The organism is Lysobacter sp. Soil_C_59, assembly GCF_057656415.1.
Map to the genome: position 1 here is coordinate 1 of NZ_JBDGKK010000014.1, position 25,920 is coordinate 25,920.

Annotated in this window: 24 protein-coding genes; 13 read left to right on the forward strand and 11 right to left on the reverse strand. The window is 65.2% G+C overall.

The genetic code is table 11. The features are described from left to right. Window positions 1-104: 104 nt before the first annotated feature. Window positions 105-362: a hypothetical protein gene (locus AC3A3Q_RS17930; RefSeq protein ID WP_487587519.1), complete on the reverse strand. Its 258-nt coding sequence runs from the start codon at window positions 360-362 to the stop codon at window positions 105-107. A gap of 484 nt (window positions 363-846) precedes the next feature. On the opposite strand from AC3A3Q_RS17930, the gene AC3A3Q_RS17935 reads away from it, so the two are divergent. Then, a complete protein-coding gene (locus AC3A3Q_RS17935) occupies window positions 847-1,110 on the forward strand; it encodes a hypothetical protein (protein ID WP_487587520.1) in 264 nt (87 codons plus the stop codon). Here the strand turns inward: AC3A3Q_RS17935 and AC3A3Q_RS17940 are convergent. Further along, window positions 1,107-3,524, reverse strand: a complete 2,418-nt coding sequence (locus AC3A3Q_RS17940; protein WP_487587521.1) for a hybrid sensor histidine kinase/response regulator — start codon at window positions 3,522-3,524, stop codon at window positions 1,107-1,109. The genes AC3A3Q_RS17935 and AC3A3Q_RS17940 overlap by 4 nt on opposite strands. A 305-nt stretch (window positions 3,525-3,829) precedes the next feature. Further along, window positions 3,830-5,413 (reverse strand): sensor histidine kinase, encoded by a 1,584-nt coding sequence (locus tag AC3A3Q_RS17945; RefSeq protein WP_487587522.1) that lies wholly within the window; start codon window positions 5,411-5,413, stop codon window positions 3,830-3,832. A gap of 92 nt (window positions 5,414-5,505) precedes the next feature. Between AC3A3Q_RS17945 and AC3A3Q_RS17950 the strand changes: the two genes are divergently transcribed. Further along, entirely contained in the window at window positions 5,506-6,168 is a 663-nt protein-coding gene (locus AC3A3Q_RS17950) for a response regulator (RefSeq protein ID WP_487587523.1), read from the forward strand. On the opposite strand, the gene AC3A3Q_RS17955 is transcribed toward AC3A3Q_RS17950, so the two are convergent. After that, a complete protein-coding gene (locus AC3A3Q_RS17955; protein WP_487587524.1) occupies window positions 6,165-6,947 on the reverse strand; it encodes a hypothetical protein in 783 nt (260 codons plus the stop codon). The two genes, AC3A3Q_RS17950 and AC3A3Q_RS17955, sit on opposite strands and share 4 nt — an antisense overlap. 235 nt (window positions 6,948-7,182) lie before the next feature. Here AC3A3Q_RS17955 and AC3A3Q_RS17960 point away from each other — a divergent pair, with 235 nt between their 5' ends. The 9 genes from AC3A3Q_RS17960 to AC3A3Q_RS18000 all read left to right on the forward strand — a co-directional run bounded on the left by AC3A3Q_RS17960 (window position 7,183) and on the right by AC3A3Q_RS18000 (window position 15,326). After that, window positions 7,183-8,133 carry an acyl-CoA desaturase gene (locus AC3A3Q_RS17960; protein ID WP_487587525.1) on the forward strand — a complete coding sequence of 317 codons (951 nt, stop codon included), beginning with the start codon at window positions 7,183-7,185 and terminating at the stop codon, window positions 8,131-8,133. A gap of 3 nt (window positions 8,134-8,136) precedes the next feature. Then, the gene (locus tag AC3A3Q_RS17965; protein WP_487587526.1) at window positions 8,137-9,447 is read left to right on the forward strand and encodes an NAD(P)/FAD-dependent oxidoreductase; all 1,311 of its coding nucleotides are present in this window, start codon (window positions 8,137-8,139) and stop codon (window positions 9,445-9,447) included. Further along, complete coding sequence (locus AC3A3Q_RS17970) at window positions 9,444-10,235, forward strand: DUF1365 domain-containing protein (RefSeq protein ID WP_487587527.1); 792 nt, start codon at window positions 9,444-9,446, stop codon at window positions 10,233-10,235. The genes AC3A3Q_RS17965 and AC3A3Q_RS17970 overlap by 4 nt, the downstream gene beginning before the upstream one ends. Beyond that, window positions 10,232-11,503 carry a class I SAM-dependent methyltransferase gene (locus AC3A3Q_RS17975; protein WP_487587528.1) on the forward strand — a complete coding sequence of 424 codons (1,272 nt, stop codon included), beginning with the start codon at window positions 10,232-10,234 and terminating at the stop codon, window positions 11,501-11,503. Before AC3A3Q_RS17970 ends, AC3A3Q_RS17975 begins: the two co-directional genes overlap by 4 nt. After that, window positions 11,500-12,039: a DUF2878 domain-containing protein gene (locus AC3A3Q_RS17980; protein WP_487587529.1), complete on the forward strand. Its 540-nt coding sequence runs from the start codon at window positions 11,500-11,502 to the stop codon at window positions 12,037-12,039. The genes AC3A3Q_RS17975 and AC3A3Q_RS17980 overlap by 4 nt, the downstream gene beginning before the upstream one ends. Beyond that, window positions 12,036-12,815, forward strand: coding sequence for a DUF1295 domain-containing protein (locus tag AC3A3Q_RS17985; protein ID WP_487587530.1), 780 nt, complete (start codon window positions 12,036-12,038; stop codon window positions 12,813-12,815). Before AC3A3Q_RS17980 ends, AC3A3Q_RS17985 begins: the two co-directional genes overlap by 4 nt. An 8-nt stretch (window positions 12,816-12,823) precedes the next feature. After that, window positions 12,824-13,897, forward strand: coding sequence for an SAM-dependent methyltransferase (locus AC3A3Q_RS17990; protein ID WP_487587571.1), 1,074 nt, complete (start codon window positions 12,824-12,826; stop codon window positions 13,895-13,897). Between the two features lies 1 nt (window position 13,898). After that, window positions 13,899-14,453, forward strand: coding sequence for a lipocalin family protein (locus AC3A3Q_RS17995; protein ID WP_487587531.1), 555 nt, complete (start codon window positions 13,899-13,901; stop codon window positions 14,451-14,453). A gap of 123 nt (window positions 14,454-14,576) precedes the next feature. After that, a complete protein-coding gene (locus AC3A3Q_RS18000) occupies window positions 14,577-15,326 on the forward strand; it encodes a hypothetical protein (RefSeq protein WP_487587532.1) in 750 nt (249 codons plus the stop codon). 12 nt (window positions 15,327-15,338) lie between these two features. Here AC3A3Q_RS18000 and AC3A3Q_RS18005 read toward each other — a convergent pair whose 3' ends face one another. Further along, complete coding sequence (locus tag AC3A3Q_RS18005; RefSeq protein ID WP_487587533.1) at window positions 15,339-15,998, reverse strand: DsbA family oxidoreductase; 660 nt, start codon at window positions 15,996-15,998, stop codon at window positions 15,339-15,341. Window positions 15,999-16,118: 120 nt separating this feature from the next. After that, window positions 16,119-17,009, reverse strand: a complete 891-nt coding sequence (locus AC3A3Q_RS18010; RefSeq protein WP_487587534.1) for a pirin family protein — start codon at window positions 17,007-17,009, stop codon at window positions 16,119-16,121. 119 nt (window positions 17,010-17,128) lie between these two features. Here AC3A3Q_RS18010 and AC3A3Q_RS18015 point away from each other — a divergent pair, with 119 nt between their 5' ends. Further along, entirely contained in the window at window positions 17,129-18,055 is a 927-nt protein-coding gene (locus AC3A3Q_RS18015) for a LysR family transcriptional regulator (protein WP_487587535.1), read from the forward strand. Between the two features lie 25 nt (window positions 18,056-18,080). On the opposite strand, the gene AC3A3Q_RS18020 is transcribed toward AC3A3Q_RS18015, so the two are convergent. Further along, window positions 18,081-18,548 (reverse strand): DUF3237 domain-containing protein, encoded by a 468-nt coding sequence (locus tag AC3A3Q_RS18020; RefSeq protein WP_487587536.1) that lies wholly within the window; start codon window positions 18,546-18,548, stop codon window positions 18,081-18,083. After that, window positions 18,545-19,606 (reverse strand): NAD(P)H-dependent flavin oxidoreductase, encoded by a 1,062-nt coding sequence (locus AC3A3Q_RS18025; protein ID WP_487587537.1) that lies wholly within the window; start codon window positions 19,604-19,606, stop codon window positions 18,545-18,547. The genes AC3A3Q_RS18020 and AC3A3Q_RS18025 overlap by 4 nt, the downstream gene beginning before the upstream one ends. Window positions 19,607-20,034: 428 nt before the next feature. On the opposite strand from AC3A3Q_RS18025, the gene AC3A3Q_RS18030 reads away from it, so the two are divergent. Then, entirely contained in the window at window positions 20,035-20,754 is a 720-nt protein-coding gene (locus AC3A3Q_RS18030; protein ID WP_487587538.1) for a hypothetical protein, read from the forward strand. A 36-nt stretch (window positions 20,755-20,790) separates the two neighbouring features. Here the strand turns inward: AC3A3Q_RS18030 and AC3A3Q_RS18035 are convergent, their stop codons facing one another. The 3 genes from AC3A3Q_RS18035 to AC3A3Q_RS18045 all read right to left on the reverse strand — a co-directional run bounded on the left by AC3A3Q_RS18035 (window position 20,791) and on the right by AC3A3Q_RS18045 (window position 25,862). Continuing rightward, a complete protein-coding gene (locus AC3A3Q_RS18035; RefSeq protein WP_487587539.1) occupies window positions 20,791-21,378 on the reverse strand; it encodes an NADPH-dependent FMN reductase in 588 nt (195 codons plus the stop codon). 20 nt (window positions 21,379-21,398) lie between these two features. Beyond that, window positions 21,399-22,151, reverse strand: coding sequence for an SDR family NAD(P)-dependent oxidoreductase (locus tag AC3A3Q_RS18040; protein ID WP_487587540.1), 753 nt, complete (start codon window positions 22,149-22,151; stop codon window positions 21,399-21,401). A 150-nt stretch (window positions 22,152-22,301) separates the two neighbouring features. Beyond that, complete coding sequence (locus tag AC3A3Q_RS18045) at window positions 22,302-25,862, reverse strand: two-component regulator propeller domain-containing protein (RefSeq protein WP_487587541.1); 3,561 nt, start codon at window positions 25,860-25,862, stop codon at window positions 22,302-22,304. Between the last annotated feature and the right edge of the window lie 58 nt (window positions 25,863-25,920).

Genomic DNA, 25,920 nt, shown 5'->3' on the forward strand with positions numbered 1-25,920 from the left:
CGCCGCGACTGTCTCGCAAATTCAGTCTGGCACCCACCGGGTGCCAAGGTGAGGAGGAGTCCATCCCATTGCTATCGCCGAGAAGCGGACCTTAGCACTGGCTGCTAATCGGCCGACACGACCTTACCGGCACGGTCAACGTAGATCGTGAACCAGCGCACCCGAGAATCCATGGGTTGATTCGGGTCGGACAAGTCAAACGTTCGCAGAAGAATGATCGTGCGATCACCCTCACAGCCAACGTCAAGCTGCTCAATGTTCCTACCCTTGATCCCGTCAGCGATCCGCGGATCGTCCTGCAGATAGTTTCCATTGACCCAAAGCTTCAACTCAGACGTCTGCTTGGACCCGAAGTCCTTCATGTAGCTAACGTGGCCGCTTGCCCCAGATGGACACGTAAACGAGTACGTGAGTTGAGAGTGCGTCGGCGCCTTCATCCCTGTTGCCTGGGCAGAACCAGTGGCGGCTAAGAATGCAATAGCGACGACAGTTCTACTTGCGGGCATATCGGCTCTCCATGCTGATGGTCAGAACGAGGTTTCCCAGCGTCCGCTTTGGGTCGAAAGCGGACGTTAACATTGGCCGCGGCGCCAAGAACGAGTTCTGGGAGTAACTGGCCTGCACGTGCCAGCCGCGCTTTGGCACCAGATCGTCCGCCTAGACTGCAGCCTTCGGCGGATGCAATGAAGGGCGTCCCGCCTCGCTGCGCTGGGTCAGGACGAGTACGGCAGGCTCCCACGCACAGCCGTTCTGAGCCTGAATGCGGACCCCACATCCTTGCCAGAATTTCCCTTGGTATAGTCCCGGTTGCGGCAACACGTCGCATGCCCACATCTGCGGACGACCATGGATCCTATTTCGCTCGAAGACCTCGCATTATTGGAGGTGTTAACAAGGATCTCCCAGCACTCCGCTCTGACCGATGATGACTCCGTCGTTCGAGACCGAATGATCGAGAGTGGGTTGGTGGTTGAGGACGAAGAAGGACTGGCATTGACTTCGGCCGGGATTGAGATGTGCAAGTCCCTGCAGCATCGGGCTGCCGCCGACGCACAGGTGGCCAAGATTCTCCAGCAGCGCCAGAACAGCGACGAAGCGTCGGCGGGTTAGAGGTGCTTTGGCCGACTTGATGCGGCCTGGAAGCGCAGGATCTCGCGCAGTGCCTGAATCGTTGCCGGTTTGACCAGGTGATGGTCGAATCCAGCCTCCAGGGCGCGGTTGCGATCCTCTTCCTGGCCGTATCCGGTCAACGCGATCAGCAACGGCCTGCGACTTGCGCCGGTGCGTAGACGACGCGCGACTTCGTAACCATCCATGCCGGGCATCGCGATGTCGATGAAAGCGATCTCTGGCTCGAAGGCATCGTACGCTTCCAACGCTGCTGCGCCGTCGTAGGCGACATGCGGGCGCTGTCCAAGCGATTCGAGCATCAGCGCGAGGGTGTCGGCGGACGATGTCAGATCGTCGACGACCAGGATGCGATGCGACGGGAGCAGAAGTGCTCCTGCAAGCGGCTGCGCCACTGCAGCATGCGATGTCTCGCTGGGAATCGCGGGCAGGCGCACCTCGAACTCGCTGCCGTGGCCCAGGCCCTCACTGCGCGCCTCTATGCTGCCGCCGTGCAGTTCGACGAGACTCTTTGCCAGCGTCAGGCCGATACCCATCCCACCATGCGCACGCCCCAGTGACTGATCCACCTGCGCGAACATCTCGAACACTTCCGTGAGCATGCCCACCGGAATGCCCAATCCGTTGTCGCGGATCATCACGATTGCCGCATCGCGTTCCTGCCTTGCGACAATGCGGATCTCTCCACCCGGCGCGGTGTACTTGGCCGCGTTGTGCAGCAGGTTTCCGAAGACTTGTACAAGGCGGCCGATGTCAGCCTGGATGTACACCGACTCCTCGGGCAGTTCGACGACGAGTCGGTGTGCATTGGAATCGATGAAGGGTTTGAGTGCCTCGACGGCCTCCTGGACCGCAAGCGACAGGTCAAGGCGCGATCGCCGCAAGTCGATGCGACCGCGTGTGATACGCGATACATCAAGCAGGTCGTCGATGAGCCGCGCCATCTGCCGAACCTGCCGTTCCATCACCCCGCGCAGCCGGCTGGATTCCTCGGGTTTGCCTTCGATGTGCGGCCAAACCTGCAGTGCATTGGAAATCGGCGTCAGCGGATTGCGCAGCTCATGCGCGAGAGTCGCGAGGAACTGGTCCTTGCGACGGCTGGCTTCTTCGACTGCCTCTTCCGCGCGGCGGCGCGCGTCGATATCGAACACCACGCCCACCATGCCCGCGTACTCACCGGTTTCGGAGTACCACGGACGGCCCAGGTCAACCGCCCATCGATAGGACCCATCTGCGGTTCGGAGGCGGTACTCGGTCTGGAACCGCTGGCGCTTTTCGTTCGCATCAAGGAACGCGTTGCGCACCTGCTCCTGATCGTCCGGATGCGTCGCAGTGGTCCACCCCAGGCCAAGCGCCTGGGCTTCCGTCTGACCGGTCAGCTCATACCACTGGCTGGACAGGAAGGTGCAGTAACCGTCGGGATCAGTCAGCCAGAGCGCGGCCGGCGAGGCGTTCGCCATCAGCCGGAAGCGCGCCTCGTCCTCGCGCAGAACTTCCTCCGCCATGCGTCGCTCGGTGATGTCGGCGACGGTGCCAGCGTAACTAGTCAACACGCGGGATGCGCCGCTGCCCTCGAAATTCGGAATGCCGCGCGCCTCCAGCCAACGGGTGGCACCGTCGGGACGATGGATGCGGTACTCGATCGCATAAGGTTCCGGTTTGGACGGCTTGATCACGGCCTCGGCTGCGGCCCGTAGTCGGGGGGCATCTTCCTCGTACACAAGGCGACGGATCTCATCGACGTGGCGCGGCGACGATCCGCCCAGTCCGTAGATCTGCCCATAACGCTCGTCGTGCGTGACCGTGCCGGTCGCGGTGTCGTACTGCCACCATCCCAGCTGGGCGGCGTCGAGCGCAAGCTGGCGCTGCTCGGCCAGGGATGCGAGCCGCTGCGTCTGCGCTTCGCGCGCGGCCTCCAGCAGCACACCGGGCGTGGTCTCGGTGCATACGCAGTACATGCCCGCGATCCGGCCTTCGTCGCCGGTGACGGGCGAATAGGAGAACGTGAACCAGGTCTGCTCGTCGTAGCCCTTGCGACTCATCAGCAACGGCATGTTCTCGACGTAGCTGGCCTCGCCCTGGAGCGCACGGTGCGCCAATGGCCCCACCTCGCTCCAGATCTCGGACCAGATCTCCTCGAACGGCCGCCCCAGTGAGGACGGATGCTTCGCGCCGAGGATCTCCGCGTAAGGGTCGTTGTACACGAAGCCCAGCTGCGGTCCCCAGGCGACGAACATCGGGAACTTTGACCACAGCAAAAGGCTCACGACACTTCGCAGCGATTGCGGCCACTGTGCCGGCGGGCCCAAAGGCGAGCCGCTCCAGTCATGGCTGCGCATCATCGCAGCGACCTTTCCCGGTGCGTCAAGGAACTCAAGGTTGGCGCTCGCTGGCATGGTCGGGCACGGCATGAGGGCAGGCGGCGAGTATCGCAGAAGATCCGCAGGCACCGCGACAGCGTCAGTTCCTTCTTCGGCGGTGGCAGCGACGCATCGGCATCCCGGCCTGCGTAGTTCTACTGATCCGCCTTCAGTGCTGCGACGCAGGCGCGCGATGCCAACAATGCGGTTCCATCTTCACGTCCTGGAATGGAGCACGGACATGCGAAACCTCGCCTTGCTGGCCGCTCATGCCGTCGCGCCGATCTGCGGCGCATCGCGATTCCAGAGCCACCCGCATTGCCACGGGCACGATACGCTCGCTATCCCCAGGCGTCGTCTTGCTTGTCCGCCTGCGACGCGATGCCGGCCACACGCGCAATGACACGGGTTCCACCGTGCAGGCCGCTGACCAGTCGAAGCTCGCCGCCGATCTCGCGCGCCCGTTCGCGCATGCTGAGCAGGCCCAGTCCGCGCGGTGCATCGTGCCGATGATCGTCGAGGCCGATGCCGTCGTCCCCGATCTCCAGCTGGATGTCGGCGCCCACGCGGTTGAGACGCACGACGACCTGACTGGCGTTGGCGTGCTTCTCGACGTTGCGCAGCGATTCCTGCGCGATGCGGTACAGCGCGGTGGCGACGTTGAGCGGAAGCTCGGGCAACTCCTCCAGTTCCGCGTGCACGTGGAGGCTGTCGGGCTGCGCCTGGCAGAGCGAACGCAGTGCCATCGTCAGGCCCGTGTAGTGCAGAAGGCTGGGGTGCAGCTCGTGCGAGAGCCTGCGCACGTCCTCGGACACATCGGTCACGGCAGCCTGCAGTTCGCCAAGCAACTCGCGTTCGGCCCCCTGCGCATGCTGCCTGGCGATGCTCAGGCGGATTGCGATCGAGGCGATGGATTGGTTGATGCCGTCGTGCAGGTCGCGCGCGATGCGGCTGCGTTCGTCCTCCTGCGCACGCATCAGTTGCACGGTCATCGTCTGCAATCGTTGGTGTGCGTGTTGCAGCGCCTGCGTGCGCGTGGCGCGTTGCTCGACGACCACCGTCATGTAGAGCAGAGCCACGGTGAGCGAGGCGGTCCACAGCTGTACGGCGATGGTCGTCGTCGCCAGGTCGTCGCGGATGAATGGCCCCACGCCGGCGATGCTGAAATGCATCGCGAGCAACCCTGTGGCCAGCATCGCCAGCGAGGCGCCGACGGCGCGGAAGCTCACCATTGCCCAGATCAGGAACGGCACCGGTGCGACCACCAGGGCGGGCTGGAGGCGTTGCATCGGCAGGTGCCAGGTCCACAACAGGCACAAGGTCACCAGCAATCCGACGCCGACGGCAATGCTGGCGACATCTGTTTCCAGCGGCACTGCGTTGCGTCGACGCATCGCCGTCCATACGACGGCCGGCACCAGCATCAGGTTGCCCAGGCTCTGCGCGAGCGCGACGTTGGGCCAGTCCGACAGATACGGTTCCAGCACGGTGCCACGGATCGCGAAGGCGATCCAGGCGGCACTAAGCATGGGAAGCGCCAGTCCCCCCAGTACCACGAAGGCGGTGAGCAGGCGGAAGTCCTCCAGAGGCGATTGCAGGCGGCTGCGCAGCGACTCCAGCGCCATCGCGACCGCCGGCGTGAGCACCAGCGACCCCAGCATTGCGACCGTGACCGGCAGCGGCGGAACGCCGAGGACGCCGAATGCGGCGGCCTCGCCGACGGCGGTGCCGAGCATGCAGGCCCACCAGTGCCGGCGTGGCTGCAACAGCAGCGCGCCCAGCAGAACTGCGCCGGGGAACCACACCATGTGGCTGCGCGGGTTCGGCATCCACAGCAGCATCGACGCCCACTGCGAACACGCCACCGACACCGCCACGATGCTGGCAACCGCAAGCGGATGGCCCATCGCGCGGCGCGTGTTCATGAAATCCTCCTGCGACAGACCTGCCTGGGGGTGGTGGAGTACCCTCGTAACGGAGCCACCCTGCTCCGCCGCCCTATACCACGGTAACGATGATGCCTGAGATCCCCGCCGATCGACCACGCGTCGTGCTCGCCGACGACCACCGCCTGGTGGCCGAAGGCTTGCAGCGCCTGCTGGAGGACGAATGCGAACTGGTGGCGTGCGTGTCCAGCGGAACCGCGCTGCTCGAGGCCGTAAGGCAGTACGAGCCCGACCTCGTCGTGACCGACCTGAGCATGCCCGATCGCAACGGCCTGAGCGTCATGCGCGAGCTGCGCGCGGCCGGCGTGCAGGTTCCATTCCTCTTCCTGACCATGCATGCCGACCCCGCGCTCGCCGAGCAGGCGCTGCGCGCCGGAGCATCGGCGTACGTGCTGAAGAGCTCCGCTGGCGAGGAGCTGCTCAGGGCGATCCATGTGGTCCGCGGCGGCCGCACGTACATCACGCCCACGCTGGGCGCGCGCGTCATCGCCGCGCCCGGCCGTGGGCAGAAGCAGGAGCTCACCGACAAGCAGATGCAGGTGCTCAAACTGGTGTCGGCAGGCCTTAGGTCGAAGCAGATCGCCGCCGAACTGGGGGTGTCCGTGCGCACGGTCGAGTCGCACAAGTACGCGATCATGCAGGCGCTCAACGTGCACAGCACGCTGGAACTGGTGCGCAAGGCCGATGAGTACGGCCTCACGCCCGGGCTTCACGTGATCCCCCCAGTGCCCTAGAAGTCCCACCGCAACGCCAGCGTTACCGGGACGGAAATGCGCCGGCCCGTGTCGTTGATCCGCGACAGACCCAGCGGCCCGATCGCGCTGTCGTCGCCTTCCAGGTCGTCGACATAACGCACGCCGGTCTCGGCGACGAAACTGGCGCGTTCGGACAGCGGCACGTTCACGCCCACGTCCAGACCCGCGCTGAGCGCCCATTTCTTCTCGTAGAACGGCGCGTTGGGGATGAGGATGTCGGCGTCGGGGATCCCGAAGGTCGCGTCTATGTCGTCCGTCTCCGTACCTCCGAGGCGCGCGGCCACGTACGGACGGGCAAAGCCGGGCTCCATGAAGTACCAGCGCACACCCACTTCCGCGCTCCACGCCTCATAGGGCGAGAACCGACCATACACCGGTAGCGCGACATCGAGCGCGGGCACGTAGGCCTCGCCGACCTGCACACTCCCCGCCGAGGCGTGCGTCTCCCGGAGTTCGCCGAATACCTCCATGCGGTCGCTCATGCCCCACGCCATGCGCAGCCCGTACGTGGAGGCCATGTCGTAGACGCGGTCGTGGGTGCGTGAACCGATGCGCAGCTGCGCACCGACGCCGGCCAGCGCCGGGTTGAGCGGCCCAAGATCAGGAACGTCGACCGTCGCGCTGTCGTGCACGTCGCCGTTGACGGGAACATCGCCACCGCCCAGCAGGGTCAGTGAGAGCCGCCCGGGTTCGGGCCCTGCGGCGTGCGCCGACGTGCAGGCCAGGAACGCGATAGTCGCGATCGTCATCGCTTTCATGAGCATCTCCATCGAGGGAAGGAATGGTCGTGGGCGCAGCGCGCCCGCAGAGCACGCATCGCTGCGCGAACTCGACGTTAGCGCCGCTGCGATCGCTTGCCTTCGGTACAACTACGCAACTTCGTGCGACGTGCGCCGGCATTTCCCGAAAGGACCGCCGGTCTACGCAAATCTACGGATGTGGCGGCTGGACACTGCATGCCATAACACGTCCTGGATCCTTCCTCCCGACCCAATGTCCGCTCCTGCCCCCCTACCCTCGCGCTTGCACGCGCTCGCCTCGGTCCGTCGGTGGTTCGACGCCGGCGCCACCCACGCGCCCGGCGATATCGACCACGGCGACAGACTCGACCTCGTCCGCGTCGTGCCCTTCGTCGCGATGCACCTGGCGTGCCTCGGCGTGTTGTGGGTCGGCGTGTCGGCCACGGCGATCGTGGTCGCCGCGGCCCTCTACGCGGTGCGATTGTTTGCGATCACCGCGTTCTACCATCGCTATTTCTCGCATCGCACGTTCCGCGCGTCGCGCCAGGTGCAGTTCGCCTTCGCCTTGATCGGCGCCTCTTGCGTGCAGCGGGGGCCGCTGTGGTGGGCGGCGCATCATCGCCACCACCACGCGAACGCCGATTCGCCATTGGACCTCCACTCACCCGGCGTCCACGGATTCTGGCGCAGCCACATCGGCTGGTTCCTCACGCGCCGCGCCTTCGACACTGACCTGTCGCGCGTGCCGGATCTCGCGCGGTACCCGGAACTTCGCTGGCTGGACCGGTACGACATCGCCGTTCCCGTCGCGCTGGCCCTGGCGCTGTACGGCCTGGGCGCCTTCCTGCAACACGTCGAACCCTCGCTTGGAACCAGCGGAATGCAACTGGTCGTCTGGGGATTCTTCGTTTCCACCATCGTGCTGTTCCACGTCACGGTGACGATCAACTCGCTGGCGCATCGCTTCGGCAGCCGGCGCTTCGAGACGCGCGACGACAGCCGCAACAATGCCCTGCTCGCCCTGCTCACCTTCGGCGAGGGCTGGCACAACAACCATCACTTCTTCCCGGGAACGGCGCGCCAGGGCTTCCGCTGGTGGGAGATCGACCTGACCTGGTACGGCCTGAAGTTGCTGGCGTCCGTCGGTCTCGTGCGCGACCTCAAGCCCGTGCCGGCCTGGGTCCTGGCGCGGGCGAGGCACTGACAGATGCGCATCGCGATCATCGGCTCGGGCATCGCGGGGCTTGGCGCCGCGTGGCTGCTGTCGCGCCAACACGAAGTCGTGCTGTTCGAGGCCAACGACTACCTCGGCGGGCACACCCACACGCATGAGGTGAGCGTGGATGGTGTCACCCTCGCCGTCGACACCGGCTTCATCGTCCACAACCCCGTCCACTATCCCCTGCTCACGCAGCTGTTCGGCGAACTGGGCGTGACCACCCAGGACACTACGATGAGTTTCTCGGTGCACAACGAACGTACCGGGCTGGAGTACAACGCGACCTCGCTCGGGGCGCTGTTCTGCCAGCGGCGGAACCTGCTGTCGCCGCGCTTTCTTCGCATGGTTGCCGACCTGCTGCGCTTCTACCGCATCGCGCCACGACTGCTCGCAGGCAGCGAGCCCGGCCCGGCGCTGGGCGATTACCTGCGGGAACAAGGCTTCGGGGCCGCGTTTCGAGACGATCACCTGGTCCCGATGGCCTCCGCCCTGTGGTCCGCGCCACCCGATCGGATCCTGCACTTTCCTGCCCGGCACCTGGTGCAGTTCATGGCCAACCATCAGATGCTGCAGCTCGCCGGGCGATCCCAGTGGAAGGTCGTGCGCGGGGGCTCGTGGCGCTACGTGGAAGCGCTTCGGCAACGGTGCTCGGCGTCCCTGCGCCTCTCCACGCCGGTGCATGCCGTCCGAAGGCTGGAGCAAGGCGTCGCACTGACGACCGCCGACGGGGAGGAAACCTTCGACCAGGTCGTGCTGGCCTGCCACAGCGACCAGGCGCTTTCCCTCCTGTCCGACGCGGACGATCGCGAACGCGACGTGCTCGGTGCGATCACCTACCAGCCCAATGACGTCGTCCTCCACACCGACGGCCGTCTGCTGCCGCGCAACCGCAAGGCGTGGGCGGCCTGGAACGCGCACATCGGCGCCGATGCGGCGCAGGCGTGCACGGTGAGTTACTGCATGAACCTGCTGCAAGGACTGCCGGTCTCGACGCCAGTCGTGGTAACGCTCAATCGCAGCGACGCGATCGATCCGGTCCACATCCTCAAGCGCGTGCGCTACCACCATCCGGTATTCACGCGCGAGGCGGTCGCCGCGCAGGCGCGCCGGCACGAGATACAAGGCCGTCGCGGAACCTGGTTCGCAGGCGCGTACTGGGGCTGGGGATTCCACGAGGACGGGCTTCGCAGCGCCGTCGAGGTCGCACGATCGTTCGGGGTCGCGTGGCCCGGGATCGCGCCGGAGCCGCGCGCAGTGGATGAGGCTGCGCCCGGAGAACTCGCATGGGGCCGCGCATGAGTGACGGCGGCGAACGCATGCGACCACGCAGCAGCGCACTGTACGAAGGCACGGTGCGGCACCGCCGCTTCGCGCCGCGTCGACACGCCTTCGACTACCGGATGGCGCAGCTGTTCCTCGACCTGGACGAAGTGGATGCGATCCTTGACGGGCATCCGCTCTGGTCAACGCGCAGCCGCAATCTTGGCGAGTTCCGCCGCAGCGATTACCTGGGCCCGCCCGATGTGCCCTTGGCACAGGCCGTGCGTCAGCGGATCGCGACGGCCACCGGTGCCAGGTCCATCGGGCCCATCCGCCTGCTCACGCACGCCCGCTACTTCGGCTACGTGTTCAATCCGGTGACCTTCTACTACTGCTACGGGCCCGACCACAGCACGCTCGAGCACGTCGTGGCCGAGATCACGAACACGCCATGGGGCGAACGGCACGCGTACGTGTTGCCGGTCGCGGACGCGGAACCACGCGGACGCGCGTTCCACTGGCAGTTCGACAAGGCCTTCCATGTCTCGCCGTTCATGCCGATGCAACGCCGCTACGCATGGACGTTCACGCCACCCGGCGACACATTGCACGTGCACATGAGCGTTTGCGACGACCAGCGGCGCGAGTTCGACGCCACGCTTTCGCTCCAGCGCCGCCCGCTCGACGCGTCGGCGCTGTCGCGCGTGCTGTGGCGATATCCCGCGATGACGCTGCAGGTCGTCGGCGGCATCCACTGGCAGGCACTCCAGCTGTGGCTCAAGCGCACGCCGGTCCATGACCATCCCGCGAAGGGTTCCGCACCATGAGCAACACCGCACAGCGCACCCTCCCGCTGCCTTGCGCCAGTGCCATCGATCGGCTCCTGCGCGATCGGGTGGTCGCACAGCTTCGCGCGTTGCGGTCCGGCGCCGTCACGCTGCACGACCCGTGGGAGTCGATCACGCTGGGCGAGACCACCGGCCACGTCCCGGTACCGACATTGCGCGTGGACGACGCCCGCTTCTATCGCGCCATAGCGCTTGGGGGCAGCGTCGGGGCCGCCGAGGCGTACATGGACGGCGCCTGGACGTGCGATGACCTGGTCGGGCTGGTGCGACTGCTCGTGCGCAACCGCGACCTGCTGGACGACGTCGAGCGCGGTCCGGCGCGCGTGGCCGGCTGGGCACTCTGGCTGGCCCATGCGCTGCGCAGGAACACTGCCTCTGGCGCTCGCCGCAACATCGCGGCGCACTACGACCTGGGCAATACCTTCTTCCGGCTGTTCCTCTCCGAAGACCTGATGTACTCGTCGGCGTTGTTTGAACGCGAAGACGACACGCTGGAGGCGGCCTCCACGCGCAAGCTCGAGGCGATCTGCCGCAAGCTGCAACTGCGCGAAGGCGATCGCGTGCTGGAGATCGGCACGGGCTGGGGTGGGTTCGCGCTGCACGTCGCCCGCGAGCACCGGTGCCATGTCACCACCACCACGCTTTCGCGCGAGCAGTACGAACTCGCGCGAGAACGCGTCGCCCAGGCCGGATTGCAGGACCGCGTCACCGTCCTCATGCGCGACTTCCGCGAGCTCGACGGCACTTACGACAAGCTCGCCTCGATCGAGATGGTGGAAGCCATCGGGCCAGAGAACCTTCGCCGCTACTTCGCCTGCATCGGCGAGCGGCTCACGCCGCAGGGGCTGGCGCTGGTCCAGGCCATCACCATCGAGGACCACCGCTACGAGCAGGCAGTGCGATCGGTCGATTTCATCAAGCGTCACGTGTTTCCAGGCTCGTTCATTCCGTCCATCGCGGCGATGATCTCGGCGAAGACCGCGGCCAGCGATCTTTCGCTGCTGGACCTGGAAGACATGGGGCTCTCGTACGCGCGGACATTGCAGGCGTGGCGGGAGCGCTTCCTGGACCGCCTGCCGCAGGTGCGGGCACTGGGTTTCGACGAACGGTTCATCCGCATGTGGGAGTTCTACCTCGCCTACTGCGAAGGCGGCTTTCGCGAGCGTTCGATCGGTGTCGCACAGATGCTCTTCGCGCGGCCGGGGTACCGACCGAACGCGCAGACTGCAGGGACTCCGGAGGCATGATGCACTCGTTGGCGAACTTCGCCGGTTTCCAGATCGCGTGGTGGGCGTGCGTGCTCGGTGCGGCCCATGGCGCGCCGTGGCTGGGTGTCGTCGCGTGCCTGGCGTTCGTCGCGCTGCAGTGGCTCGCCTCGTCGTGCCGACGGGTGGACGCGTGGCTGGTGGTCTGTGCAGCATTGACGGGCCTGGCGCTCGACGGGCTTCTCGCGCAACTTGGCTGGATCGAATACCGCGGCAGCGCCAGCGCTCTTCCCGCGCCCGCGTGGATCGTCGCGCTGTGGGCCGCGTTCGCGATGACGATCAACCACTCGCTCAGATGGCTGCGTCCTGGGATGGCAATCGTGCTTGGTGCCGTGGGCGGACCGATGGCCTATCTCGGTGCCGAACGGCTGGGGGCCGTTGAGTTGATCGCCTCCGCGCAGGCGACGATCGCACTTGCTATCGGGTGGGCGATCGCGACGTGCGCGCTCACGCTCGTCGCGCGACATGGGCGTGGCGGTGGCGTGCCCCGCCCCCTCTCCATAGGTGGCTCGCAATGAGCACCGGCAGTTCGCTGCTGCTCGTCTGGGGGCTCGCGGCGCTCGCGCAGACACTTGCGTGGTGGTGGCAGCAACGCCACCGCAACGCGGGGCTGGTCGATGTTGTGTGGGCGGGCGGCGTCGCAGCGGCAGCCGTGTTGCTGGCGGCGCTCGGAGATGGCGCCACGACGCCGCGCCTGCTGCTCGCGTTGCTCGGCGGACTCTGGGGCCTTCGCCTCGCGTGGCACCTCTGGCGGCGCGTGGGCGGCGAACACGAGGATGGCCGCTACGCTGCCTTGCGCGGAGGCTGGGGCGATGCACCGCTGCTATGGTTTGCGCTTTTCCAGGCGCAGGCGCTGCTGGTGGTGCTTTTTGCGCTGCCCTTTGCGGCGGTGGCTCGCAATCCGATGGAATCCACCGGATTCCAGTGGGCCGCCGTGCTTGTGTGGACGCTGTGCGTCACGGGCGAATCGGTCGCCGACGCGCAGCTCGCCCGCTTCCGCTCACGTCCCGACAGCCGCGGCAGGACGATGCGCACCGGCCTGTGGCGCTACAGCCGGCATCCCAACTACTTCTTCGAGTGGCTGCACTGGCTCGCCTACGTTCTGCTCGCCGTGGGATCGCCGATCGCCTGGCTGGCCTGGTCCGGCCCACTGACGATGTACGTGTTCCTCCGCTGGCTCAGCGGCGTTCCGCATACCGAGCGCCAGGCGCTGCGCACGCGCGGCGACGACTACCGCCGTTACCAGCGATCCACCCCGATGCTGTTCCCCTGGTTTCCGAAGGAAGATCGATGAGCACCGTGATGCGTGCGGCCCCTGACCTGACCAACTCCGATCTGCCCAGCCCTGGCCTGCTCGGCCTGGCCGAGCGCGGTTTGCTGCCCGATGCAGTCGTCCGTTTCGGCATCCGCCGCCTGTGCGCGCACCGTCTGCAGGAAGAGCGTGCCGGTGGGACCGAGGTACAGTCGCAACGCACGACGCAGCGGTTGTCGATGCTGCGCCACAGCCCGCTCGCACTGCATACCGATGCGGCGAACCGCCAGCACTACGAGCTGCCGGCTGCTTTCTTCCAGGCCTGCCTGGGCGCACGGCTCAAGTACTCGTGCTGTTATTACCCGACCGGCCGCGAGACGCTCGATGAAGCCGAAGAGGCCATGCTCGAGCTCTACTGCGAGCGCGCGCGACTGGCCGACGGCCTGGACATCCTCGAACTCGGGTGCGGCTGGGGTTCGCTCACGCTGTGGATGGCGCAGAGGTACCGTCGCTCGCGCATCACGGCCGTGTCGAACTCGCATGGGCAGCGCGAGCACATCCTGGCCCGATGCCGCGAGCTGGGCCTGGACAACGTTCGTGTCATCACCTGCGACGTCAATCAGCTCGAGCTCGACCGCACCTCGTTCGATCGCTGCGTGTCCGTGGAGATGTTCGAGCACATGCGCAACTACGACGTGCTGATGCGGCGTATCTCACAGTGGTTGCGTCCCGGCGGCAGCCTGTTCGTCCACGTCTTCTGCCACCGGACCCTGCTCTACCCGTTCGAGGTCGACGGCAAGGACGACTGGATGAGCCGCCATTTCTTCACCGGCGGGCTCATGCCCGCCGCCGACACGCTGCTGCATTTCCAGCAGTCGTTGCGGCTGGACGAACGCTGGATGATGGGCGGCGAGCACTATGCACGCACCGCCAACCACTGGCTGGCCAACCACGATGCGCGACGCGATGCGATCATGGTCCATCTGCGCCAGGCGTATGGCGATGCCGCGGGACTGTGGAACCAGCGCTGGCGCATGTTCTGGATGGCCTGTGCGGAATTGTTCGGTTACCGCGACGGCGAAGAATGGCAGGTAGCACACTACCGTTTCCTGCGTGAGGATTGACATGAAACTTCCATCCGCAGTCGTCGCCGGCGTGCTCGCATTGTGCGGTTGCGCCCATACGGCGCCGACCGTGCCCACGGCCACGGAGGTCGACATCCGGCGCTTCATGGGCGACTGGTACGTGATCGCCCACATCCCTTCGTTCCCCGAGCGCGAGGCATACAACGCAATCGAGTCGTACTCGATGCGCGAAGACGGCCGCATACAGACGCATTTCCGCTACCGGCGTGGAAGCTTCGATGCGCCGGTACGCACGATGGAACCCATCGGCACCGTCCGCGCGGGCACGGGCAACGCGGTATGGGGCATGCAGTTCGTCTGGCCAATCCAGGCCGAGTATGTCATCTCCCACCTGGACCCGGATTACATGCTCACCATCGTCGCCCGCAGCAAGCGCGATTACGCCTGGATCATGGCGCGCACACCCACGATCTCCGATGCGGCGTACACCGATGCCGTACAGCGATTGCGTGACATGGGCTACCGGATTGACGAACTGCGCAAGGTGCCGCAACGCTGGCCGGAATCCACCGGCGGCGGCGACATCGGACAATGATCCGTGCGTGCAGATCCTCACTTGGCTGGTGAAAATGAACGACTCAGTGGCAGGCCACGAACGCACCCCTGGCCAGCCGCCAACACCCCGTTGCAGCCGGCCGCGACCGTGTATGACGCATGCTTGCTCACGATCCTGCTGTTGGCCAGCGGCCAGGCCGGCGGAGCCACCATCGAACGGTCGACAGGGCGCGCGACGGACCTGCGCACCGGCCACCTGCTGTACGAGGAGCATCATTGGATCCGGACCAGCGGGAGCGAACGCAGTCGCCTGGTCGTGTACAGATGCCCCGATGGACGCGCGTTCGCGCGCAAGCGCGTGATCGACACCGCGTTACCGGGCGCGCCGGTCTTTCAGTTCGACGATGCCCGCGACGGCTACCGGGAAGGCGTGGAAGGCGCGTCGGGCACGCGTCGCGCGTACTGGCGTGCGTCGGCGTTCTCGCCCCTGCGCGAGCGGACAGTGGTCGTCGGACCCGACACGGTGATCGACGCGGGCTTCGACGATTGGGTGCGCGAGCGCTGGAACGCACTCGCAGGTGGTTCGACGTCGCGAGCGCAGTTTGTCGTACCCAGCCGCGGCGCGCCGGTGCCCATACGCGTGCAGCGCGTGGATGCACCTTCGGCCGGCCTCGTACGTTTCCGGCTCAGCCTCGATAGCTGGCTCGACTTCGTCGCGCCCAGCATGCAGATCACCTACGACGCCAGCACGCGACGCCTCCGCACGTTTGAGGGCATCGGGACGATACGGGGACCCAACGGCGCTCCGCTGAAGGTGCGTATAGATTTCCCGAAAGCCCCGCAACTCGCTGATTCGTCCACGAGCGCCTACGAAGTAGCGTTGAAGATGCCTCTGGCGGCGCAGTGCGAATGATGGCAACCCGAGCTAGACCACACGCGTCGCCGCATCGGTGATTGCACTGACATACCCATCGACCGACGTCGAACCGCTGAGCACGAGATGCCCATTCACGAGGTAGCTCGGCACGCCGCTGATGTCCAGGGCGCGCGAGTTGCTCTCCAGCCGAGACACTTCGGCCGCGTACGATCGGGCCCGTGCGACGGCGCCAGGCGGCATGCCGGCGTCGACGGCGACGCGCTCGAGCAGCTCGCTGTCGCCGATGTCTTCGCCGTGGGTGAAATAGGCGGTGAAAAGCAGATCGACGAGGCGATCCTGGAGCGAAGCCCCTCCTTCGTGCCACGCCAGCCGGGACAGGCTATGAGCCACAAAGGTGTTCGGAGTCCGCGATTGGCGATCATAGCGGAACTCCGCGCCAACTCGACCGCCGGCCTCTACGGCGCGGGCGTCCATCGCCAGGGCGTTTTCCCAGCCGAAGCGTTGGGTACGGAACTGCTTGCGGTCCATGCCGCCCGGCGGCATGGAGGGATTGAGCTGGTAGGGCAGCCATTCGACCTCAACCGCGATACCGTCCCTCGCAAGCACCGCGAGCGCGCGATCCAGGCCGCGCTTGCCAATGAAGCACCACGGACAGATCAGGTCAGCGACGACTTGCACGTGCAGGTGTTTATCCAATTGCGTGTTCATGGGTAACCTTTGAGTGTGTCGTTTTTGCGAAACGCCCGTACCCAATGGCAGTGCTGACACAGTGGGTCGGTGATTCGCAGGTGGACTCAATCTAGGAGCGCAAAGCCGGTTTGCGAATCCCTACGCTCCGGCAGACACTCTTCCGCCCTGTGCAACAATGCTGCCTTGCGCCCGACCGACCTCTTCGATGCGCGCCTCGCCTTCGCGCAATGCCGCGTCCGTGGTGTGCACCGAGTAATTACCCAACACCAGTCGATGCGGGTGCGGAACAGCCGATCCGAGCACGAACTCGACGTCTGACTTGGCAACGAACCCGATGTCCTCATTTCCAGGCGCAAACACGATCATTTCGCCTGCCCGCGCTGTCACGGGCAGCTCGAGTTCTCCTGCGCTGACGGCGGCCCATGCGACCGTGTGGCCTGAGGGTGGCGTGTACGTCCAGCGCTCGCCCGCACGCAGGCGGACTGAGAGGTAATTGATCGGTGACGGCGGGATGATCACGCTCCTGCCAGCTCCTTGCTGGCCCAGCAGGACGGTCACCGGCCCTGACGTCGGGATCTCATGCGGCGCCAGGTAAGTGCTGATCGCCTCCGACAGCTCCAGTTCCGGTGGCAGCGCGATCCACAGCTGGAAGCCGCGGACCCGGCCATCGCCGTCGCCGAAGTTGCCCCCATGCCACGCGCCACCCCCCGCCCGCATCCATTCGACGTGTCCGCCCGAGATCTGCCCGCGCCGACCAGTGGTGTCCTGGTAGTTCACATCGCCTTCGTAGAGCCACGTCAGCGTCGCGATACCGGAGTGTGGATGCAAGCCGTAATCGCTCGCGCGTGGCTTGGGCTGGTCCCGGGTGTCGATGAAGTCCAGGAACACGAATGGCTTCAATAGCTCACCCAGGTCGCCGGGGCTCATCAGCCGCACGATCGGTCCGCCGCCCCGGCCGCGCGTTGTGTGTATCACGCGACGCGTGAGAACGTCCGCGGTAGCGCGGACAGGTTGAGTCTGAGCATTCATGGGGCATCCTCCAATTCGGTCACCGAGTGATTGGGCTCGAATCTAAGGGCAAGGACGCGCAACGATTAGCCGAGCCTGCTAGATTTCATTCGTCCACAATTCGAAGCAATAGCCCTGTGATGGCCGACTTGAACGACATATCCCTGTTCGTGCAGGTGGTGCGCGCCGGCAGCTTTGCTGCTGCCGGTCGCCGGCTGGGGATGCCGCCGAATACCGTCAGCCGCCGGATTCAAACGCTTGAGGCGCAGATCGGCGTGCGCTTGCTACAGCGCAGTACCCGCCAGCTCACGTTGACACCAGCCGGCACGACGCTGTTTCAGGGGAGTGCCGAGCAGATCGACGCGGTCGAAGCGGTCGCGCGCGAAACCGCGGACGGCGGCGAACACGCCGTCGGCAAGGTGCGGGTGGCCGCTGCTGCGGATTTTTTCCGCTGGTTCGACGTGGCCTGGGTTGGCGACTTCCTGGCCGCACACCCCAGAGTTCGCCTGGAATTCGTGCTCGGCGACGAGAAGGTGGACATCATCGAACAGGGCATCGACGTGGCGATCCGCAGTGGCGTCGATCGCGACTCGAGCCTGGTCGCCAGGCAGGTCGGGACCACCCGCGCGACCTTGGTTGCAAGCCCAGCCTATATTGCATCACACGGCCGACCCGACTCCCTGCTGGCGTTGGCAGGCCACGATTGCATTGCCGCGCCCACCCCGTCCGGCCATACCGAGTGGCGTCTCATCGGTCCCGACGGCACTGTGGCAGTGACAGTGGCCGGACGCTTCCATGCCAACGCGCTTCGTGTGCAGCTGGATGCGGCACTTGCAGGGCTCGGCATTGCCCTGCTCCCCACCCTTGTGACCGCCGAGCACTTGCGTGCAGGGCAATTGCTCGAAGTATTGCCGCACCACGGCACTCCTGGCGTCGGGGTCTACGTGGTCTATGCCAGTCGCCGTCAATCCCCCAAAGCCGTGACAGCCTTCATCGATTTCGTGATGACCCGGATGGTCGAGGCAAGGCTGTTGGATCCGCTGCCCACGGCAGGCGATGGCGCCTGACGCGATGCCGTTTGCGGGTCCATGTTTACAGGACCTCGTGGACGTCATAACGCGGTCCATCGGGAAGACGCTGCCCGGTTCCCACGGCGACAATACGGTTGAGCCATTCGTAGCGCGGGTCCGAGGTGGCGAAGATGGGCGCGATGCGGAAGTAGTAGCTTCCAATGTCGACATGCTCGCCACGCGTGAGTCGCGCCATCACGTCAGGTGGTCCATGACGAATCCCGGTATAGGTCACCGCGATCAGCACGTCATCATGGGTCTTCAACACCACTCGTGCGTCAAGCAGCACTGCACCATCACCACGAAGCGTCTGCCAATCGGATCCCTCGGAAAGTACGACTCCGCGCATCCGTTCGCCGTCAAACGTGCCGCCGGAAACGTTGGCGATCCGACGGGCGCCTCCCTGCGGGCCACCGACATTCAGGAATGCACCGACCGCAAGCTCCATGGTGAACAGCGGTCGAGAACGCAGGGGCATCACGCCGGTCATGCCTGAGCCTCCGCAAGCTCCCGTGCCAGCGTCTGCACCAAACCCGCGGTGGGGAGCGACCGCGCGAGTGGCGCCCCCTGCCCTGCCCATTGCGCGCCGAACCCATGGATCCCGCGTGCCTTGGCGGCAGCGTTGAGCGCCTTCCCCAAGTCATACGCGACCGGGTAATCCGGGACCGCCTCGTCGGGGATGTGCGAACCCATCGCTGTGAATCGATTGGCCAGGCACCGCGCAGGTCGCCCCGAGATGACGCGCGTCATCACCGTACCGGCAGGCGCGAAGAGCGCTTCTCGATACCCGCCGTCTGCAAGACTCTCGTCGCAGCCGACGAAGGCCGTGCCCAGTTGCGCAGCGACGGCTCCCAGTTTGAGGGCTGCGGCGATACCGGCGCCGTCCATGATGCCGCCGGCAGCTATGATCGGTAAGCGTGTCTTCTGTGCGAGTAGTCGAGTGAGCGCCATGGTGCCGAGTGCTTCGTCGGGAGCTTCCGGGTCGAAGCAGCCGCGATGCCCGCCCGCCTCCCATCCCTGGGCGACGATTGCGTCGAGCTCGATCGCTTCAATCGCGCGAGCCTCGGCCAGATTGGTCGCTGTGGCGATCAGCGTGATACCAGCCTCCCTGAGCGCGCGGATGGAAGCAAGCGAGGGCAAGCCGAAATGGAAGCTCACGACGGGCGGCCGTTCTTCGAGCAGCATTGAAAGCATGTCTTCATCGACGACGAAGCTTCGGTAGATCTCGGTCAGGCGCTCGGGCGCCTTCGCGCCAAGGGCAGCAAACTCTGGCTGCAGCCGATGGACCCACTCGCGCTCCGCATCCGGCCTGGACCGGGCCGGCGTGTGGCAGAACAGGTTGACGTTGAACGAGGCAGAGGTCGCCGCACGCACCGCTTCAACCATCGTGCGCGCACCCCGCGCGTCGAGCGCACCGACGCCAATTGAACCCAGCGCACCGGCATTGCTTGCCGCCGCCGCCATCGAGGGCGACGAGACGCCGGCCATCGGTGCCTGCACAATGGGCAGTTCGATGCCAAGCAAGTCGAGTAGCCTGGAGCGCTGCATGATAGTGCCGTCGGGCTACCGTGCTACCAGTCCGGAGCTCACGGGTTCGACAATGGGATCATCGACCGCGCGCCCGCCACACCGCCCTCGTCCGGCGCAACCTCCCGAACCACAACCCGAGTCCGACACGTAGCGGTCCTTCGATCGGGATGCGCCGCGGTACGCACCTGCCCCGGCGCCCTTGCTGTTGAGTTGGACAGTGCGAGACATGGCGCTTCTCCTCCGGTTCGGGTGCCCGCTACCACGCAAGGTGCTGGCCTGCTCGCAGGATGCCCTATCGCACCAGCCCAGCGGAATCAGACGATGGTGTCTAACCCGGTGCTACGGCCCGTGCTTGACTACCAACACCAATGGTCAATGGCGTGGCGCATCGGACGAATCCAGACTTGTGGCTGCGCTATTCCTGTGCACGATTCGAGGAGACCGAAGTGGACGCCCTGCTCCAGAACGTTCTGAATGCACATGGTGGCATCGACCGTTGGCGCAGTCTGAAGCGGGTCGATGCCACGATCGTCAGTGGGGGCGGCTTCTTTGGACTGAAGGGCATCATCCAGGACGCGGACCCGAGGCAAGTGACGGCCTGGCTTCATGAACAGGATATGTCGCTGCTACCTTACGGCGCCCCTGACCAGCGCTCGGTATTCACGGCAGACCGTGTGGCGGTCGAAAGGCTGGACGGCAGCGTCCTCGCAGAGCGACTTGCACCCAGGGATTCTTTCGCCGGGCATCAGATGAACACGCCCTGGGACCCGCTGCACCGCGCCTACTTCAATGGCGAAGCGCTATGGACATACCTCGCGACTCCGTTCCTGCTTGCCATGCAGGGAGTGACGGTCGAGGAGATCGAACCATGGCAAGAGGGCGAGGAGCACTGGCGCGTACTGCGCGCGCGCTTCCCCGGCTCGATCGAGACCCACAGCTCTACCCAGGACTTCTTCTTCGATGAGTCATTGATGCTGCGTCGCCACGACTACCAGGTGAACATCGCCGGCGGCTTTGCGGCCGCACAGCTGACCTCGGGGCACGTAAGTCGCGATGGAATCTCACTGCCGACGCGACGTCGCGCCTACACGCGCGGACCGGATGGTCGCCCGAACCTTGACATGTTGATGGTCTGGATTGACCTGAGCGATATCAGCTACTCCTGAGAAGCCATCGCGGATACTCCCAGGTGCTCAGCGAAGCTAAGTTCCGCTCCGCGCTGCGCGGGCGTCCTTTAGGGCGAGCGTCCACCAGAGCAGCTCGTCCAGCATGGTCACCGCGTTCTGCTCGATATAGGGAATGTCGGATAGCGGCTTGCCATCGCGAAGCGCCTCGAAGAAGTCGCGCCCCTGGATGTGCACTCCGCTTCGCGTCGGCGCCATCTGCAACTCGATGCAGTTCAACCGCAGCTGCTCAATCGCGCGGGCGCCGCCGACGCTGCCATAGCCGACGCACGCGCACGGCTTCCGGTTCCATTCGGGATAGGCATAGTCGAGTGCATTCTTGAGAACGGCCGGGATACCACGGTTGTACTCGGCCGTGACGAAAATGTAGCCATCGAAGCTGGCCACCCTGCTCTGCCAGATCTGCGCCATGCCGTTGCTGGACGGCACCCAGGCATTGGATGCCGGCTCGTCGAAGAACGGCATCGGGAAATCGCGCAGATCGACCAGCTCGACCTCCATGTCGCCGCGAGCGAGGGCCAGCCCTGAGATCCAGGCGGCAGGTACATCGGCGAACCGCGAGGCGCGCGTCGTGCTCATGACGACAGCAATTCTGGGTATGGACATGATCTCAAACTCCTTCGGGGTTACCAACTTGTCGTGCCGCCATCCACCGGAATGTTCGCGCCAGTGATGTACGAGGCCCGGTCGGAGGCAAGGAACGCGGCGACCTCTACGATCTCGGCGGGGTTGCCCCAGCGTTTGAGGAGAGTGCGATTGGCAATGGCCTCCCGCTGAGCAGGGTCAAGGTCTGCTTCGCGCGTCACGATCGCGCCTGGGCTGATGTTGACCACACGGATGCCGACCGGCGCGCCCTCGACGGCCAGTTGGCGCGTCAAGCCGATCAACCCAGCGTTTGCGGCAGCGTGCGCCGCCATCGGCGGGGCAGCAAATCCGATCATGCCTGCCATGGACGCAACGTTGATGATTGCACCACCACCACGCGCAACGAGATGCGGCCAGGCATAACGAGTAACGAAATAGGTCGAGTCGAGTTCGCCAGCGATCGTCGCACGCCAGTCACCGATCGACATCGCTGCGACCGGGCCGAAGCGCGCCGCCCCGGCATTGTTGTAAACCACGTCTATGCCACCATAGACCTGCACTGCAGCGGCGACAAAGCGTTCGACCTGCTCGGGAGCAGTCAGGTCGACAGGCGCGAAGCCGGTCATCTCGCCTCCGGCGTCGAGCACGCCACGCACCGTTTCCTCATTCTCGGCCACGCGGATGTCGCAGCCGATGACCTTTGCGCCCTCACGCGCGAAAACACCGCAAGCGGCCCTGCCCTGGCCTCGGGCTGTTCCGGTGATCAGTGCAACTTTGCCGTCGAGCAACGCCATGGAACTGTGCTCCATCGGGACCAGGACCGCGCCACTCGTTGGTGGCGTCGTATCCATGATCGGCTCGGAGCGCGGATCCGTCGATTGGACCTAGGTATTCAAAAGCGCCAGGCGCACGACTATCCGTGTTCCTCTGAAACGTATGCCGAACTACTGGCTCGTGGCGGGTAAGGCGCTGGGCTCCAGTGGAAGGGAGAACGAGAAAGTGAGGCCATGATCGTCGTTCGAATCTGCCCAGAGGCGCCCTTGGTGACGCTCGATGACGGACCGGCTGATGAACAGGCCAATGCCCATCCCGCTTCCCTTGGTGGAGTAGAACGCGTCGAAGAGCCTCTCGAGATCCTCCGCGGGCAGCCCGACGCCGGCATCCCGTACCGCGACGCGGATGCCCCCGCTTGCCTCGCGCTCGGTTCGGATCCGAAGTCGACGAGGGCGGTCTTGGACGCTCGCCATCGCGTCGGATGCATTGCGCAGCAGATTGAGGATCACCTGCTGGAGCTGGATGCGATCTCCCTTTATGCATGGAAGGTCGTCGGCGAATTCCTGGCGAATCTGGACGCCGTGCTTTTCCAGGTCGCTGCGTGCCATGGCCACGACCTCGCGCGCGGCTTCGTTGAGATCAATCACCTCCAGCACGTGATCCTTCCTGCTGAACATTGATCGCAACCGCCTGATCACCTCTGCCGCACGGTTGCCGTCCCGGATGATGCGCTGCGCCGCATCATGAACACCTGCAATGTTCGGCGGTTCGACATCGAGCATGCGCAGAGCCGTGGTGGCATTCGTGATCACACCCGACAGCGGTTGATTGACCTCGTGAGCGATCATGGCGGACAGGTAGCCAACACTCGCCACACGGTTCGCATCGGCCAGTCGTCTCTCCATGTCGTGGTATCGGCGATCGCTGTCCCGAGCCGCCTGCTCCGCCCGCCTGCGATCGGTAAGGTCGAGGACAAACGCCACGCCTTCCCCCGGTCTGACGTCAAACAGTGCGGCGCCAATGAGAACCGGAACGCGAGAGCCGTCTTTGCGGATGTAATCCGCCTCGAACGGCGTCGCAACTCCGGTAGCCAGCATGTCGCTCATGATCCTGTCGTCCGACGGATCCCACTCCGGCGGCATCAGGTCTTTCCACTTTCGCAGGCCGGAAACGAGCTCGGCGCTGTCATAGCCGACGATCGTTGCGAAGGCCTCGTTCGCTTCGAGAATGCGACCGTCCAGGTTCCAGGTGAAGATCCCGATGATGTTCGCATTGAACAACCGGCGCACCCTGGACTCACGCTCCTGCAGGTCGCTGTAAAGGCGACCGATCTCGCGACGCGAAGCTGTTTCCGACGCAAGCATCCGAGAGAGGTGATCAACGCGACGCCGGTAGAAGGCGAACAGTGCAAGTGCGAACAGCACCGCTGCGGCGATCTGCAGATCCGTCCTTTGCCACCATGCAGGTTCGATCGTGATCTCCAGCGCGTCACCCACCGGGTTCCATACGCCGCTATCGTTTGCTGCCGTGACATGGAAGCGGTATCGCCCTGGCGAAAGATCCGTATAGAAGGCCTGGCGTCGGTTGCCCGCATCCTGCCAATCGGCGTCCCATCCATCGAGCTTGTAACGGAACCGGGTCCTGTCCAATGCCCTGAAGCTGAGCCCGGTGTAATCGACCCTGAGGTTCCGCGGACGCGGTGGAATGCGCATCTCGGCTGCCGGAGCAAATGTGCGGCCATCGCTGGTCACCTTCTGGATGTCGACGGGCGGAGGCACCAGGTTGACCGGGATGCGCTGCGGATCGATGGTGACGATATCGTCGCCGCTCGCTGCCCATACCCGACCGTCCGCGGTCTGCGCCATCTTGGGCGCAAACACATATGGAATGGTCGTGTAACCGATCATCCCGGGGCCAAGTTCCCGCGAGACGCCATCCCACGGCTCGAGCAGCCGAAATTGCGCGCTTTGCTTGCTTCCTCTCGGTGCCGCCGAAACTCGCGCATCGAGGTCTACGCGGTCGCTCCAGGCCACGCCACAGCGCGTTGAGATCCAGACGCGCCGCGCATCGGCGACCGACCACAGCGGCCCGTCGCATGGAGGTCCCAGTCCTGTAACCAGATGAACTACATGGCCGTCCTTGATTCGGCTGAACGCATGCCGCGTAGATGCCCATACCGAGCCGTCTGCATCGACGCGGACATGGTTGATGCGTGCACGGGGCTGGCGTGGCGCGATGAGATCGAAGCGCGCGCGGCGCTGGCCGTCGAGCACATTCTCGACTTCGCCCGTCCACAGGCCCAGCCACAGCGAACCATCGGAGGGGTCGGTGGCCATCGTCGAGATTCGATCGGCCGAGAACCTGTAACGGTCCGTCACGACTTCGGCAGCAGCTCCGTGCGGACGCAGGCGCATCAGCCCGGCGGAACGATGTGCGATCCACAAGTTGCCCATCGCGTCCTCGGTCACGGCTTCGACCGGGCCTGGGGGCACGCCAGGCGCCGTTCCGATGCGTCCCTTCGAGAGCGACTGCAGCCCTGCGGCACTGGGTGACGCCGACCACAGCGTGCCCCGGCTGTCCTCGAACAGACCACCCATCCGCGGCCATCGAAGTTCCCATCGTTGCCGTGCCGCGTCCAGTTGGAACACGCCGGTAGTAGTACCCGCCCAAAGCGAGCCGTCATGTGCGGCGAGCAGCGAGCGGCCGCGACCGGTGAGGCCGTTGGCATTGGCATGGCGTGCAACCGCCACCGATCGGAACTGATCCAGCCCGCGGGATGTCGCAACCCAGACGTTTCCCTCGTGATCCTCGAACAAATCGAGGATGTGGTTGCCGGAAAGTCCATCCGACGCAGTGAATGCATCCACGCGCCCTTTGAAGAGTCGAATCAGCCCGGCGTCGGCCGCACCCAGCCAGACAGCGCCGTCGCGATCCTGCATCGCCTTGATGTAAACGAGGTCCTTCGCCCACGCCGGCAGCTCGACGGCTTCCACCTTGCCCTGGCCGACCTTCGCCACCCCGCGCAGGTAGCCCCTGCCCACCACTACAGTTCCGGGTGTTATCTCGGTCATGGCACGACGCGCCTGCGAGACGGAGGGAGGGCTGACGGTAAAAGGCTCCTCCGGCGCGTTCATCCAATTCCACACGCGATTGCCGCCGTTGACCCACAGTGCGTTCAGGCTGTCGCGATGAAGCGCGCTGATCTCCTCCCCGAGCGATCCGTCACGACCATGACATTCGATATCCGTGCCACGTATCGAGCAAAGCAAGGCGTGCTTTCCCTCCGATCCGCCGACCCAGATGGTTCCGTCCACGTTCTCTTCGATGTCATTGATGGTCCGTCCCACGAAAGCCGGATGGACGACGAGCCTGTCGTTCGCGAGGCTCACAAGCCCTTTCGTCGTGCCGATCCACAACGTTCCGTCACGCGAACCAAGCAACGCACGGATGCTGTCGGCCGCGAGAACGGCCCTGGCCTGCGGCGGCCAAGGGACGCTGCTGACTCCATCGAAGCGTTGCAAACCATTGGGCGTGGCCAGCCATAGGTAGCCGTCCGTGGTCTGCGCTATGGCGGTGATGGGACCGGCGCCCAGACCCTCGAAGCCGCGCCACGAGCGGTGTCCGTAGTTCGAGATCGTGAGCTCGGGATCAAGCGCCCAAGCCGGCGCTGCTGCCGTGGCAATCAATACAACGATGCCGTGGAAAAGGGCCACGAATACGCGTGAACGCACAGGACCACCTCGCTGGACTGAAACCGTACCATTGCCACACCGATCAGCCCATCGAACC

Excerpts from the sequence above, each read along its gene's own strand:
- AC3A3Q_RS17930 (WP_487587519.1), bottom strand. The coding sequence starts at position 362 with ATGAAGGACTTCGGGTCCAAGCAGACGTCTGAGTTGAAGCTTTGGGTC.
- AC3A3Q_RS17935 (WP_487587520.1), top strand. The coding sequence starts at position 847 with ATGGATCCTATTTCGCTCGAAGACCTCGCATTATTGGAGGTGTTAACA.
- AC3A3Q_RS17940 (WP_487587521.1), bottom strand. The coding sequence starts at position 3,524 with ATGCCAGCGAGCGCCAACCTTGAGTTCCTTGACGCACCGGGAAAGGTC.
- AC3A3Q_RS17945 (WP_487587522.1), bottom strand. The coding sequence starts at position 5,413 with ATGAACACGCGCCGCGCGATGGGCCATCCGCTTGCGGTTGCCAGCATC.
- AC3A3Q_RS17950 (WP_487587523.1), top strand. The coding sequence starts at position 5,506 with ATGCCTGAGATCCCCGCCGATCGACCACGCGTCGTGCTCGCCGACGAC.
- AC3A3Q_RS17955 (WP_487587524.1), bottom strand. The coding sequence starts at position 6,947 with ATGAAAGCGATGACGATCGCGACTATCGCGTTCCTGGCCTGCACGTCG.
- AC3A3Q_RS17960 (WP_487587525.1), top strand. The coding sequence starts at position 7,183 with ATGTCCGCTCCTGCCCCCCTACCCTCGCGCTTGCACGCGCTCGCCTCG.
- AC3A3Q_RS17965 (WP_487587526.1), top strand. The coding sequence starts at position 8,137 with ATGCGCATCGCGATCATCGGCTCGGGCATCGCGGGGCTTGGCGCCGCG.
- AC3A3Q_RS17970 (WP_487587527.1), top strand. The coding sequence starts at position 9,444 with ATGAGTGACGGCGGCGAACGCATGCGACCACGCAGCAGCGCACTGTAC.
- AC3A3Q_RS17975 (WP_487587528.1), top strand. The coding sequence starts at position 10,232 with ATGAGCAACACCGCACAGCGCACCCTCCCGCTGCCTTGCGCCAGTGCC.
- AC3A3Q_RS17980 (WP_487587529.1), top strand. The coding sequence starts at position 11,500 with ATGATGCACTCGTTGGCGAACTTCGCCGGTTTCCAGATCGCGTGGTGG.
- AC3A3Q_RS17985 (WP_487587530.1), top strand. The coding sequence starts at position 12,036 with ATGAGCACCGGCAGTTCGCTGCTGCTCGTCTGGGGGCTCGCGGCGCTC.
- AC3A3Q_RS17990 (WP_487587571.1), top strand. The coding sequence starts at position 12,824 with ATGCGTGCGGCCCCTGACCTGACCAACTCCGATCTGCCCAGCCCTGGC.
- AC3A3Q_RS17995 (WP_487587531.1), top strand. The coding sequence starts at position 13,899 with ATGAAACTTCCATCCGCAGTCGTCGCCGGCGTGCTCGCATTGTGCGGT.
- AC3A3Q_RS18005 (WP_487587533.1), bottom strand. The coding sequence starts at position 15,998 with ATGAACACGCAATTGGATAAACACCTGCACGTGCAAGTCGTCGCTGAC.
- AC3A3Q_RS18010 (WP_487587534.1), bottom strand. The coding sequence starts at position 17,009 with ATGAATGCTCAGACTCAACCTGTCCGCGCTACCGCGGACGTTCTCACG.
- AC3A3Q_RS18015 (WP_487587535.1), top strand. The coding sequence starts at position 17,129 with ATGGCCGACTTGAACGACATATCCCTGTTCGTGCAGGTGGTGCGCGCC.
- AC3A3Q_RS18020 (WP_487587536.1), bottom strand. The coding sequence starts at position 18,548 with ATGACCGGCGTGATGCCCCTGCGTTCTCGACCGCTGTTCACCATGGAG.
- AC3A3Q_RS18025 (WP_487587537.1), bottom strand. The coding sequence starts at position 19,606 with ATGCAGCGCTCCAGGCTACTCGACTTGCTTGGCATCGAACTGCCCATT.
- AC3A3Q_RS18035 (WP_487587539.1), bottom strand. The coding sequence starts at position 21,378 with ATGTCCATACCCAGAATTGCTGTCGTCATGAGCACGACGCGCGCCTCG.
- AC3A3Q_RS18040 (WP_487587540.1), bottom strand. The coding sequence starts at position 22,151 with ATGGCGTTGCTCGACGGCAAAGTTGCACTGATCACCGGAACAGCCCGA.